13 protein-coding genes are annotated in these 13,089 nt (G+C 57.6%); 11 read left to right on the top strand and 2 right to left on the bottom strand.

Features of this window, described 5'->3' with window-relative positions; genetic code table 11:
* Positions 1-97 precede the first annotated feature (97 nt).
* From ABJZ52_RS16115 to ccoS, 10 genes are all read left to right on the top strand, one after another.
* Positions 98-832 (top strand): glutathione S-transferase family protein, encoded by a 735-nt coding sequence (locus ABJZ52_RS16115; RefSeq protein ID WP_289032828.1) that lies wholly within the window; start codon positions 98-100, stop codon positions 830-832.
* A 30-nt stretch (positions 833-862) separates the two neighbouring features.
* Positions 863-1,909: an AbrB family transcriptional regulator gene (locus ABJZ52_RS16110; protein ID WP_348188254.1), complete on the top strand. Its 1,047-nt coding sequence runs from the start codon at positions 863-865 to the stop codon at positions 1,907-1,909.
* Positions 1,910-2,139: 230 nt separating this feature from the next.
* Positions 2,140-3,795 carry a cytochrome-c oxidase, cbb3-type subunit I gene (ccoN, locus tag ABJZ52_RS16105; protein WP_348188251.1) on the top strand — a complete coding sequence of 552 codons (1,656 nt, stop codon included), beginning with the start codon at positions 2,140-2,142 and terminating at the stop codon, positions 3,793-3,795.
* 14 nt (positions 3,796-3,809) lie between these two features.
* Positions 3,810-4,544: a cytochrome-c oxidase, cbb3-type subunit II gene (gene ccoO / locus ABJZ52_RS16100; RefSeq protein WP_213216591.1), complete on the top strand. Its 735-nt coding sequence runs from the start codon at positions 3,810-3,812 to the stop codon at positions 4,542-4,544.
* Between the two features lie 4 nt (positions 4,545-4,548).
* Positions 4,549-4,704, top strand: a complete 156-nt coding sequence (locus tag ABJZ52_RS16095; protein ID WP_192110262.1) for a cbb3-type cytochrome c oxidase subunit 3 — start codon at positions 4,549-4,551, stop codon at positions 4,702-4,704.
* Between the two features lie 3 nt (positions 4,705-4,707).
* A complete protein-coding gene (gene ccoP, locus ABJZ52_RS16090; protein WP_348188247.1) occupies positions 4,708-5,586 on the top strand; it encodes a cytochrome-c oxidase, cbb3-type subunit III in 879 nt (292 codons plus the stop codon).
* Positions 5,587-5,783: 197 nt separating this feature from the next.
* A complete protein-coding gene (gene ccoG, locus ABJZ52_RS16085; RefSeq protein WP_348188495.1) occupies positions 5,784-7,163 on the top strand; it encodes a cytochrome c oxidase accessory protein CcoG in 1,380 nt (459 codons plus the stop codon).
* 9 nt (positions 7,164-7,172) lie between these two features.
* The gene (locus tag ABJZ52_RS16080; RefSeq protein ID WP_246542145.1) at positions 7,173-7,691 is read left to right on the top strand and encodes a FixH family protein; all 519 of its coding nucleotides are present in this window, start codon (positions 7,173-7,175) and stop codon (positions 7,689-7,691) included.
* Between the two features lie 11 nt (positions 7,692-7,702).
* Complete coding sequence (locus ABJZ52_RS16075; RefSeq protein WP_348188244.1) at positions 7,703-9,916, top strand: heavy metal translocating P-type ATPase; 2,214 nt, start codon at positions 7,703-7,705, stop codon at positions 9,914-9,916.
* Positions 9,917-10,093, top strand: a complete 177-nt coding sequence (gene ccoS / locus ABJZ52_RS16070; protein WP_348188241.1) for a cbb3-type cytochrome oxidase assembly protein CcoS — start codon at positions 9,917-9,919, stop codon at positions 10,091-10,093.
* Between the two features lie 388 nt (positions 10,094-10,481).
* On the opposite strand, the gene hemA is transcribed toward ccoS, so the two are convergent.
* Entirely contained in the window at positions 10,482-11,768 is a 1,287-nt protein-coding gene (gene hemA / locus ABJZ52_RS16065) for a 5-aminolevulinate synthase (RefSeq protein WP_348188239.1), read from the bottom strand.
* A gap of 340 nt (positions 11,769-12,108) precedes the next feature.
* On the opposite strand from hemA, the gene ABJZ52_RS16060 reads away from it, so the two are divergent.
* Entirely contained in the window at positions 12,109-12,648 is a 540-nt protein-coding gene (locus ABJZ52_RS16060) for a response regulator (RefSeq protein WP_348188236.1), read from the top strand.
* A gap of 55 nt (positions 12,649-12,703) precedes the next feature.
* Here the strand turns inward: ABJZ52_RS16060 and ABJZ52_RS16055 are convergent, their stop codons facing one another.
* Complete coding sequence (locus tag ABJZ52_RS16055; RefSeq protein ID WP_348188233.1) at positions 12,704-12,913, bottom strand: hypothetical protein; 210 nt, start codon at positions 12,911-12,913, stop codon at positions 12,704-12,706.
* Between the last annotated feature and the right edge of the window lie 176 nt (positions 12,914-13,089).

Below are 13,089 nucleotides of genomic sequence, written 5' to 3'. Positions count from 1 at the left end.
AACTGACGTGAGCGCGCCCTTCAGTCTTTGATCTTTCGCAAGGTGAAGGAAATCAGGTCAGGTTTGCCATCCCGAAAATCGGCTCAGGAAGTAGAAGATGGTGCAGGACGCCTTCCAGCTCGATCCAACTCGGCTTCATCTGTTCGGCTCTTTTGACAGCGCCAATCTGGTGGTGCGCTTCATTCTCGAAGAGCTCGAAATGGATTATCGCTTTGTCGAGATCAATCGCGCCAATCGAATGAACAGGTCGCCCGAATATCTCGAACTCAATCCGCAGGGCTTGCTGCCGGTCCTGATTGATCCCGATCAGAAAGAGCCTCTTTTCGAGACGGCTGGGATTCTTCTTTATCTAGCCGACAAGACCGGGCGACTGGCGCCACAGGTGGCTTCGCCCGACCGGGGCAGGCTCCTGTCATGGCTGTTCTTTCTGTCCAACACGTTGCACGCCGATCTCAGGATATCTTTTAGGCCGGAGCGCTACATGTCGGATGAGGCAGGGTTGCCTCATCTGGCCGCCGCCCTGGAAACCCGGATCGAACAAGGCTTCTCGCATCTGGAAACGGCATTCCAAGGGTCGGCGGGTCCCTACATGCTGGGTTCAACACCCTCAATTCTCGACTTCTATGCCGCTGCCTGTGTGCGGTGGTATCAACTCTATCCTGCGACGCGGGTGTTCGATGCGGATCGCTGGCCGGCGCTTCATGGCATGTTGTCTTTGCTGCAGGACCGGCCGTCGGTTCAGCGGGCGATCGCCAAGGAGGAAGTCGGCGGTTCGGCATTTCTAGAGCCCCAGCGGCCCGATCTGGACGAGGCAGCCCTGTTGGGCACCTAAGGTCCAACATCTTTTCAAAAGGACATTGCGTTGAATTTGAATTGGCCATCGTGGCAGACGTTGCGCTCGATTGCTCTGACGGTTGCTCTTGGAGCGGCCGGAGGACTGGTCTTCACAGCTATGGGCCTGCCTGCGGCGTGGATGTCTGGTGCGATGGTGGCTGTCGCTGCGGCCGCGCTTGGCAGGCTGCCGGTCGCCTTGCCCGATCCTTTGCGGGACGCCCTCTTTGTCGTCTTGGGGCTCTCCATGGGGGCGGGTGTAACCCCCGAGGTGGTCGAGCGGGTGAGCGACTGGCCATGGACGATGGCGGCGCTCCTGCTTGTGGTGGCCCTGGTCACGGGGGCAACATTCATATTCTTGCGCTATGCCGTTCGATGGGATCCTGAGGCCGCCTACTTCGGCGCAATCCCGGGAGCGCTGTCCTTCGTCATGGCTCTGGCCGCGGAACGTCAGGTTGATCTGGCGCGGATCGCTGCGTCCCAATCGACCCGGCTCTTGATCCTGGTTGTGGTGCTGCCACTTTTCATCACGTCCACCGCCAGCAATCCACCACACGGTCTTGAACGCGATGTCTTGCCGACGCTTCTCCAGATGGTGATCCTGTTCGCGCTGTGCATCGGCGCAAGTTTTGTGGCGGTGCGTGTCGGCGTCCCCGGAGGATGGATGACAGGGGCGTTCTTCATGAGTTCTGCCTTGAACGCGTCGGGCGTGATCCCGGTGGCATTGCCTGAGTTTGTCTTGATTCCCTGCTACATCGGCCTTGGGTGTTTTATCGGAAGCCGGTTCACTTCAACGTCGCTGACGGTGTTCCTCCGCATCATAAAGGCCAGCATGGGGGCGGTCGCCGTCGGTTTGTGTGTCTCCACAGTGATTGCGTTGGTCGTGTCGACTGTTCTCGGCTTGCCCTTCGGCCAATTGCTCCTGGCCTATGCGCCAGGCGGTCTCGAGGTCATGACACTGCTGGCGTTCATGATGGATCTGGACCCGGCGTTCGTCGCCGCTCATCAGCTGGTTCGCTACATCGGGATGGTTCTGCTTCTCCCCTTTGCGACCCGGCTTTTTCTCGGTCCCGGGTAAGGCTGCGCGTCTGTTTACGGATTCGTTTTCCGCTACTCGACAAAGACCCGTTGCCCCCCTTCAAGCTTGTTTTTGCCGCGCAAATTGCCGCAGCGGCTTCGTGTCAGCCATCTTTTGGGGGTGGAGTCGGGCAGTCTTGATCTGGATCAACGTCAGCCTGCCCACGCCATGCGCAAGGTCGGACCAATCGTTGGCACAGTGTAACGATATAGAAGACTGGGGCGCGCAAAATGGCACAGACACAGGCCAGATTGATCACACTCGAGGAAGGTCTGTTTGCAGCCTTCCTTGTGGTGTTGGCATTCGCCTGCCTGATCGTGGCGGGCAAAACTTACGATCAAGTGATGGCATTTCACGCAATGCTCGGCGCATTCGTCGCGGCCGGCAGCGTGTTTGTCATCTTCAAGAATTACTTCGATGACGGCGGGATTCCGATCCCGCAGGAAATCAACGGGAAGCCGAACTACAACATGGCGCCGGTCAAGTTCGGCGTGGTGGCTGCCATGTTCTGGGGCATCGCGGGCTTTACCGTCGGTTTGATCATTGCCTCGCAGCTGGCCTGGCCGGCGCTGAACTTTGACCTGCCCTGGACCAATTTCGGTCGACTGCGTCCGCTTCATACGTCGGCCGTGATCTTTGCGTTCGGCGGGAACGTCCTTATTGCGACCTCCATGTATGTGGTTCAGCGTACGTGCCGTGTGCGCATGCCAGGCTCGGTTCTCCCCTGGTTCGTGATCATCGGCTACAACGTCTTCATCGTCATTGCCGGGACGGGCTATCTGCTCGGCGCAACCCAATCCAAGGAATATGCTGAACCTGAATGGTACGCAGACCTTTGGCTGACCATCGTCTGGGTTGCCTACCTCTTGCTGTTCCTGATGACTTTGTGGAAGCGGAAAGAGCCGCATATCTATGTGGCCAACTGGTTCTATCTGGCCTTTATCGTCACCATCGCGATGTTGCATCTGGTCAACAACGCCACGATCCCAGTGACGGTCTATGGCACCAAATCCTACATCGTCTGGTCAGGTGTTCAGGATGCGATGGTACAGTGGTGGTATGGCCACAATGCTGTCGGTTTCTTCCTGACTGCAGGCTTCCTCGCGATCATGTACTACTTCGTACCCAAGCGCGCTGAGCGGCCGGTTTACTCTTACCGGCTGTCGATCGTGCACTTCTGGGCGTTGATCTTCCTCTACATCTGGGCCGGACCGCACCACCTGCATTATACGGCTCTGCCGCAGTGGGCTTCGACCTTGGGGGCAACCTTCTCGATCATCCTCTGGATGCCATCCTGGGGTGGCATGATCAATGGTCTGATGACCCTGTCAGGTGCCTGGGACAAGCTGCGGACTGATCCTGTCCTGCGCATGATGGTGGTGTCCGTTGCCTTCTATGGCATGTCCACTTTCGAAGGTCCCTTGATGAGCCTTCGCTCGGTGAACTCGCTTTCGCATTACACCGACTGGACCATCGGTCACGTTCACTCAGGTGCTTTGGGCTGGGTTGGCTACATCTCCTTTGGAGCGCTGTACTGCCTGGTTCCGTGGCTGTGGAACAAGAAGAACCTTTACTCGCTCAAGCTGGTCAACTGGCACTTCTGGCTCTCGACTCTCGGCATCGTTCTCTACATCACCTCCATGTGGGTGTCCGGGATCATGCAGGGCCTGATGTGGCGTGCCTATGATGCGCTGGGCTTCCTCGAGTATTCCTTCATTGAAACCGTTGAGGCGATGTACCCCTTCTACGTGATCCGTGCATTGGGCGGCGCTCTGTTCGTCTTTGGCGCTGTGATCATGGCCTACAACCTCTGGATGACTGTCCGTCATGGCGAAGCTGAAGAAGCTGAAGCCAGCGCGGCCGGCCATCTGGCTGCGGCCGAATAAGGGGAGGAGACAAAATGTCAGTATGGTCAAAGCACCAAATCTTCGAAAAGAACTCCTTCGTTCTCCTCATAGGCATTCTGATCGTGGTCGCCATCGGCGGTCTCGTTGAGATTGCACCGCTCTTCTATCTCAAGAGCACCATTGAAAAGACCGAGGGCGTTCGTCCCTATACCCCGCTCGAGCTGGTCGGCCGGAACATCTATATCCGCGAGGGCTGCTACCTGTGCCACTCGCAGATGATCCGCCCGATGCGCGACGAGCTGGAGCGTTACGGTCACTTCTCGCTGGCCGCGGAGTCCATGTACGACCACCCCTTCCAGTGGGGGTCCAAGCGGACCGGTCCTGATCTTGCGCGCGTTGGCGGCAAGTATTCGGACGATTGGCATGTGGAGCATCTTATTGATCCTCGCTCCGTGGTGCCTGTCTCGATCATGCCCGGCTATCCGTTTCTGGCTGAAACCAAGCTGAGCACGCGTGGCATGGGTGATCATCTGAAGACGAACGTGCTCGTTGGTGTTCCCTATACCGAGGAACAGATCGCCAGCGCATCGAGAGATGTTCTCGGCCAAGCCATGCCGGATACAGACGCCTCCGATGAGTTCATGGAGCGCTATCCCACCGCCATGGTACGGGATTTCGACGGCAATCCGAAGGAAGTCACCGAGATGGACGCGCTCGTCGCCTATCTCCAGATGCTCGGAACCATGGTTGATTTCTCAATCTACGACGACAAGGCAAACCTGAGGTAATGCAATGAACGAGACCTATTCCGCAGTGGCAGGCTTCGCTCAGACCTGGGGCCTTCTCTACTTTGTTGTCCTGTTTGGCATCGTGCTGGCCTACGTGTTCTGGCCGAAGAACCGCAAGGACTTCGATGATGCCGCCCAGATCCCGTTTCGGGAGGATTGATACATGTCCGATAGTCACAAACCCGAACTTGATCAGATTTCCGGGGTCGAAACCACCGGCCACGAGTGGGACGGCCTGAAGGAACTCAACAACCCGCTGCCGCGCTGGTGGCTCTATACCTTCTACGCCTGCATTGTCTGGGCCATAGGCTATTGGGTGGTCTATCCGTCCTGGCCCATGGTCTCCAGCTATGCGACCGGGGTCCTTGGCGACAGTCAGCGCGCCAATGCGCTGGCCGCGTATGATGCGGGCATCGCAGAACGCGCGGGCATTGGAGATCAACTGGTCGCAGCGTCGTTCGAAGACATCCGCACCACGCCGAACCTGCTCGAGTTTGCCTCGGCAAACGGTCGCGCAGCATTCGGTGACAACTGCGCGCCGTGTCACGGTTCGGGGGCGATCGGTTCGCCGGGCTATCCGAACCTTCAGGACGACAACTGGATCTGGGGCGGCACTGTGGACGATATCCACACCACGCTTCTTTACGGGATCCGTTCGGATCATGACGAGGCGCGCTTCGGCGATATGCCGGCCTTTGGCACTGACGAGCTGCTCACCCGCGAAGAGATTTCGCAGGTCGCCAGTTACGTCGCATCCAAGACCGGACTTGAACCGGAAGAAGGTGTCGACCTGGCCGCCGGCGAGACGCTCTATGTCGATAATTGCGCGGCATGTCACGGCGAAGACCTCAAGGGCATGATTGAAGTCGGCGCACCGAACCTGACATCGGCGACATACCTCTATGGCAAGTCCGTGGATGCCATCAAGGCGCAGATCTACAGCCCGCGCAATGGCGTCATGCCGGCGTGGGAGGCGCGTCTTGATCCGGCGACGATCAAGTCGCTGGCCGTATATGTCCATTCCTTCGGGGGTGGCCAGTAGTCCTGGGAGATTGGTCCGGCTGATCCCGGATCAACGAGAGAAGACGACGCAGGCCGGGTGTCCGGCCTGCAGGACGCAAAGGATCCTATTGGGGCAGGATCCGAAACAGAAGGACGGACGGCATGTCTGCCGACACCGAAGCCACGCAGGCCGAACACGCGGAAGAGTGGTTCGCCTCAGCCAAGAAGATCTATCCGATGGCCGTCAAGGGCACGTTCCGGAGGATCAAATGGGCGATCTTGTTCATCACGCTCGGGATCTATTATTTCCTGCCCTTCATTCGCTTTGATCGCGGGCCCAACGCCCCGGATCAGGCGGTGCTCGTCGACTTGGCGGGCCGCCGTGGCTACTTTTTCTTCATCGAGATCTGGCCTCAGGAAGTTTACTACATTACCGGCCTGCTGATCATCGCGGCCGTTGCTCTGTTCTTGATGAACGCGGTCGCAGGCCGCGTCTGGTGCGGCTATCTCTGTCCGCAGACCGTCTGGACCGACCTCTTCCTCTATGTTGAGCGAAAGATCGAGGGAGATCGGCGCGAGCGTATGGCCTTGGACAGGGCGCCGTGGACAGCCGGCAAGGTCGGACGCAGGGCTGCCAAGCACTTCTTCTGGCTCATGATCGCATGGTGGACCGGCGGCGCATGGGTGCTCTATTTCTCCGACGCGCCGACGCTGGTCTATAATCTTGCCACGTTCCAGGCACCGTTCAGCGCCTATCTCTGGATCGCGATCCTGACCGCGACTACCTATCTGCTGGCTGGCTTCATGCGCGAGCAGGTGTGCATCTACATGTGCCCATGGCCACGCATTCAGGCCGCGCTGACGGATGAGAAGGCCCTGAATGTTACCTACAAGTGGGACCGCGGCGAACCGCGCGGATCGCTGAAGCAGAACAAGGCTCTTGAGCTGAAGGGATTGCCGGCTGGCGATTGCGTCGACTGTCACCAGTGTGTCCATGTCTGCCCAACTGGCGTCGATATCCGCAAGGGAACACAGCTCGACTGCATCCAGTGCGGGCTCTGCATCGACGCCTGTGACAATGTCATGGAGAAGGTCGGAAAGCCGACCGGGCTGATTGGCTATGACACTGACGAGAACATCGAGCGCCGGATCGAGGGCAAGGAATCGGTCTACGAAATCGTGCGCGTGCGGACTGTTGTCTATGCCGCGGTGATTGCTCTTGTGGGCGGCATCATGTTGTTTGCGTTGCTGACCCGCGATTTTGCCGGCATCAACGTTCTTCATGATCGCAATCCGATTTTCGTCACGCAAACCGATGGCTCTATCCGCAATGGCTACACCGTTCGGCTTTTGAACAAACGAAACCATGAGCGGAATTTCATGCTGCATGTCGAAGGCATGCCCGCTGGAACAAGTGTTGAAGCCGTGGGTATCGACACGACCTTCGCCGGAAGGCCGATCATTGAGGTTGGCGCTGACACGACCCGGGAGGTGCGTGTGCTTGTCAATTCGCCGGCCGGTGTCAAAATGCCAAAGAGCACCGAGATTGTTTTCCGTCTGACGGAATCGGTGATGGGCGAGGTCGTAACAGCTGATGACTACTTCAAAGCGCCATAGGAGCGGAAAATGACCACGACGCATCAAGGCGCCATGCCCAAAGACCCCAAGGCCTTCACAGGGCGCACCGTTCTGTTCTGGCTGTTCGGTTTCTTTGCCGTCATCTTTGCAGCGAATGCCGTGTTCATCTGGCTGGCTGTCGGATCCTTCCCGGGTGTTGTTGTCGAGAGCTCCTACACGGCAGGTCAGACCTACAATCAGGAAATCGCCGATGCCAAAGCCCAGTCTGAACGCGGATGGCAGGTGAAAGCCGATCTGACGCGTGCAGCAAACGGCGGGGCCTCCCTCAAGGTCGAGGCGCGAGACAAGCTCGGCGCCCCGCTGACCGGACTGGCCTTTGTCGCGCATCTCAATCATCCGACCCATGACGGCGTGGATCTTGATGTTGCGCTGGTTGAGGGCGAGAGCGGCGTCTACACCGGGACAGCCGATGCTCTGGCGGCCGGAAACTGGAACATGGTTCTGGACGCTGAAAGTGCCAACGAGCGCCTGTTCAGATCCGAGAACCGTATTTTCCTTTCCGAGTGAGTCAGGGTCCCATGAACGTTCACGCACGCGATTGGGATGCTTTCGTAACCCCCGCCGAAGAGGGCGCGGTGCATATGGATCTGGCGGTGGAGGGCATCACCTGCGCCGCCTGCATGGGGGAGATTGAACGCGGTCTCTCCCGTCTTCCCGGCATCCGCAAAGCCAGGGTCAATCTGACCAGTCAGCGGCTTGCCGTGGATTGGGACACAGGGCAGACCGGCGCCGATCAGATCGTCGCTGAGCTATCAAGGCTTGGCTATACTGCTCATCCCTTCGATCCGGCGAGCCAGAAAGACCGTCAGGACCAGACCGGCAAGAACCTGCTGCGATGCATGGCCGTGGCGGGGTTCGCAGGCATGAACATCATGTTGCTCTCCGTTTCCGTCTGGTCCGGAAACGCAACCGACATAACGCCTGAAACGCGCGATTTCTTTCATTGGCTATCCGCACTGATTGCCCTGCCGACGGTTGCCTATTCAGGCCGACCGTTCTTCAAAAGTGCGTTTTCTGCTCTGCGGGCAGGGCGGCTGAACATGGATGTGCCGATCGTTATCGGCGTCACGCTGGCAGTCGGGCTGTCCCTGATCCAGACCATGCAGCATCAACACCACGCCTATTTCGAATCCGCGGTGATGTTGCTCTTCTTCCTTTTGGTCGGTCGCTATCTGGATCACAACATGCGCGGCCGTACGCGCTCATTTGCTGAAAACATAGCCGCCCTGAAGGCCGAAGTTGCAGCTCGTATTGGAGCAGATGGCACGGTACGCGAAGTGCCTTTGTCCAAGATTGAACCGGGCGATATGGTTCTGGTGATGGCCGGTGACCGTGTTCCTGTCGACGGCGTCGTCGTTGATGGCCGTTCGGAAATCGACCAGAGCCTTGTGACCGGTGAGACAATTTTGCATCCCGTCGAAAAGGGCACCCAGGTTTATGCTGGCACATTGAACGGTGACGGCACGCTAAAGGTCCGGGTAAGCGCCGCCACAGGTGCAACGCTGCTTGATGAGGTCAATCGGCTGCTGGAGACGGCAACCCAGGCAAAGTCGCTCTATGTCAGACTGGCCGATCGCGCCGCACAGCTGTATGCGCCCATCGTACATGGCGCAGCCGCCGTGACCTTCGCTGGCTGGATGTTGGCCGGGGCCGATTGGCAGCCAGCTCTGGTGATTGCGATCTCTGTCTTGATCATCACATGCCCTTGTGCTCTCGGTCTCGCGGTCCCCGCTGTCCAGGTCGTAGCCTCGGGCCAGCTCTTCAAGTCCGGGGTCTTGCTGAACTCCGGTGACGCGATCGAACGCTTGTCGGATGTGGATACCATTGTCTTCGACAAGACCGGAACCCTGACCACCGCGGAACCATGTCTGCTCGATAACGGGCAGCTTTCTGACGAGCTTCTGGCACTTGTCGGGCGCTTGGCACTTTCAAGCCGCCATCCTCTATCATCGGCATTGGTGAAGGAGAGCGGCGCGTTGCGGCCGTTCGGATCTGTCTCGGAGACGCCTGGCGCAGGGATCGAGACCACAGTCGACGGGTGGGCGCTTCGCCTTGGAGGTCCTGCATTTTGCAGCGTTCCGGATGCGGAGATAGCTGCGCTCATGAAAAAACACCCGGGAGCCTCGGTAATTGCAGTAAAGTACGGCACCGAACCGGCGGTGCTTTTGCCATTACGCCAATCCTTGCGGCAAGACGCTGCCGCGGTGATGGCAGAATTGTCCGGGCTTGGCTATCAGCTTGAAATTCTGTCTGGCGACAGGGAAGGGGCTGTTCGGGCTGTGGCCGAGGAACTTGAACTTGCCAACTGGCGGGCGGAGGTCAAGCCTGGTGAAAAGATCGCCCATCTCGAAACGCTGAAGCGGCAAGGGCGGAAAGTGCTTATGGTTGGAGACGGTCTCAATGATGCTCCTGCGCTGGCCGGCTCACATGTGTCCTTGTCACCCGTCACTGCGGTTCATCTGTCCCAGGCTGCTGCCGATGCGGTCTTTCTGGGCGATAAATTGCAGCCGGTGGCAAACGCCCTTCAAATCTCGCGACGGGCACGCAGAGCAATAGAGCAAAATCTCTGGATCTCTGCACTTTACAATGTCGTCGCCGTTCCAATTGCCGTCGCCGGTATGGTCACGCCACTGATGGCGGCGGTCGCCATGTCTGCATCCTCGATTGCGGTAACGGCAAACGCCCTTCGCCTGCGATGGGGAGATGGCGGGTCAGCCCGCTCGGAGCTTTGAATGGACGTCCTCATCTACCTCATACCGATCGCACTGTTCCTTGGCTTGCTTGGATTGGCCGGCTTCCTGTGGTCGCTGAAAAGCGGTCAATTCGAAGATCTGGAAGGTGCGAAATGGCGCATTCTTGAGGACGATGACCTGGAAGGGCCTGCAGATAAGAAGGGCGGCGAAAGCTAGGACCTGTCGGTGTTCTGCGTGTTGCGAGCGCCTTCAGGAAAAAAGCGTCGTGACAACCATACTTGCGGCGACCAGCACCAGGCCAAGGCCAGAGACAAGCAGCGCATTTTCCTTCCACGATGAATGCGAGGGGCCGCCTCGGCCAGCTGAGCTTGTTTCTCTATCTGCCTTAGCGGAAGAAAGTAGCTCTATGTCGTCTCGTGACATGTGGCTCGACGGCATTTTGGACCTGCAACGCGGTTTCAAGCAGGGGCATTGGCCCCTTTGGATGCGTCCCACAGGACACCCAAAGCGCTAAAAGTCTCGTTAATCTGGAGTTGTAAAAGGCGTTAATGCTCAGCAACAATACCAAGGTGTGAAAATGTGGCTGAGCCTTTGATCGGGCGACTTAACCGCCTGCTGCCGGATAAATCGACTGGGCGACGTTGCCATTGGCATCAACGATGTTGCAGTCCGCATCGACGGTACCCTTCGGCAGTCCGAGCACGTCCCAAACGTCGACAAGGGCCTCCTTGAGACGGGCGATGAGTGCATCATCGTGTAGCGGTGTGGGGGTGATCCGCAAACGTTCGGTCCCGCGCGGGACCGTTGGATAATTGATGGGCTGAATATAGATGCCATGCTTGTCCAGCAGCATGTCACTGGCTTTTTTGCAAAGGTCAGGATTGGCGACCAGCACTGGCACGATATGGGTCTCGGACAGCATCACGGGGAGGCCAGCTGCGCTCAGCGCCTCTTTTGTACGTTGGGCCTGGCGCTGATGCGCGGTGCGCTCGCTCTGGGACGTTTTGAGATGGCGGATCGACGTGCAGGCTGCAGCCGCAAGACTTGGCGGGATTGCCGTGGTGAAGATGAACCCCGGTGCATAGGAACGTACCGCGTCGACAATTGACTGGCGGGCCGTGATATAGCCGCCCATCACGCCAAATGCCTTGGCCATTGTGCCTTCGATCACGTCGATACGATCCATCACCCCGTCGCGTTCGCAGATGCCCGCGCCGCGCTCGCCATACATGCCGACGGCATGCACCTCATCGATGTAGGTCATGGCATTGTACTTGTCGGCAAGGTCAGCGATCTGCTCGATCGGGGCAATGTCGCCATCCATCGAATAGACGGATTCAAACACGATCAGCTTTGCGCGCTCACTGCCGGCCGCCTTGAGAAGATCTTCCAGGTGCTCCAGGTCGTTGTGACGCCAAACCTGCTTGGCGGTTCCCGATCCGCGCACGCCGGCAATCATGGATGCATGATTGAGTTGGTCCGAAAGGATGAGGCAGTCCGGCAGCAGTTTTGCAATGGTCGAAATCGAGGCTTCGTTGGAGACAAAACCGGACGTGAAGACGAGCGCTGCATCCTTGCCATGAAGGTCGGCAAGTTCGCGTTCAAGTTGTACCAGGGGATGATTGGTGCCTGAGATATTGCGGGTGCCGCCAGCGCCAGCTCCCATTTTCTCGGCAGCTTGCGTCAGCGCAGAAATAACGGCCGGGTTCTGGCCCATACCCAGGTAGTCGTTGGAGCACCAAACCGTAATGTCGCGCTCGAGGCCATTCTCGGCGCGCCAAACTGCTTTTGGAAATTCCCCGGCGACCCTCTCCAGATCGGCGAAAACCCGATAGCGCTTTTCATCCCGAAGGGCGTCAATCGCACGTTCAAAGGTTTCTTCGTAGTTCATTCCATGAACCTTATTCTTCTCTGACGTCTTTTGCGGACCCTAGCCAGTCAGACTCTCAAAGTCTAACGGCAGATTGACGCGCTCGCGAAACCCGTTTGGCGGTGATCGCTACCTGATGCTTTCACCTTCTTGCTAACTTGCTGAGCAAACGAGGTAATTGATCGAGCGCAAGTTTTTCAAATTTCTTGCGTGCTCAAGCCTGTCTTCAAATTGGAACACCTGAAGTGACCCACTATAAACCGCCACGTCTTTGATGGGAGAGAATTAGCTTATCTTGAACATTAATAACTCAATTTTCAGGATTTCCTGCCAATTGTAGGATGACATGGAGGTTTGCTAGGTGAGTGTTGATCTTTCTTCACTGACGTTTTTGCTGGTCGAAGACAGTGCGTATATGCGTACGATCCTGCGCACGATGTTGCAGGGTTTTGGTGCACGTCGCATTGTTGAAGCTGAAGACGGCGCGTCCGGTCTGGAAGCGATGGACCGTGCAAACCCTGATATCCTGATTCTGGATTGGGTCATGCCGATCCTCGATGGCGCGGACATGGTGCGCATGATCCGCAGTCCGAACAATCCCTTCGCCTATATTCCGATCATCATGGTGACCGCGCATACAGAGCGTAGCCGGATCGTTGAAGCCCGGCGGTTGGGAGTTCACGAACTCCTGTCGAAGCCCATCTCGGCAAAAGCACTATACCAACGTGTTTCAAGTGTGGTTCTTCATCCACGCGACTTCATCAAGACCGCGACCTACTTCGGTCCCGCTCCGCGCGAAATTCGCAATCGTCAGAAAATCTGGCAGGGAGCGCCGGGCGGCCCGGGTGACCCAAATGGTCCACAGGGCGGAGCGAAGCCTGATGTTGCAGCCATCGGATAAGCTGCACCTCCTGCGATAGCGCAAGATGCATCAAGTTCAAATTTATTGAATGGACTCAGGCCGCGTGTCTGATGGCTGGGGCTGCTAGCGGCAGTTCGTGTTCGGTGGTGGTCGAGTTCATGAGGAATTCGCTCATGAGATCCAGATCGACCGCGTAGTGCGCCAGCAAAAACTTGGAGAGCGTCTCCGGGGGCAGATGGCGTAGTCCCTCGATTGCCTGATTGAAGGCTTCCAGCGTGTCGAGTGTCTTCTTCAGTTCAACCATACAAACTAACTCCCATGTGCCGTTATGTAATTTCTCCGATTATGGTTAAATTTGCCTAAATGGCGCACACGTCGACCTTAAAGGGAAGCCTTTGTATTTGGGGCTTGATCTACCTTCGCGTTTTCGCATCGAATGCACACATGTCCTTAAACACATGACATTATATCGAAAGAGAA

This window comes from Roseibium sp., assembly GCF_039982295.1.
Taxonomy (GTDB): Bacteria; Pseudomonadota; Alphaproteobacteria; order Rhizobiales; family Stappiaceae; genus Roseibium.
This window is presented reverse-complemented; position numbering and strand designations above follow the sequence as displayed.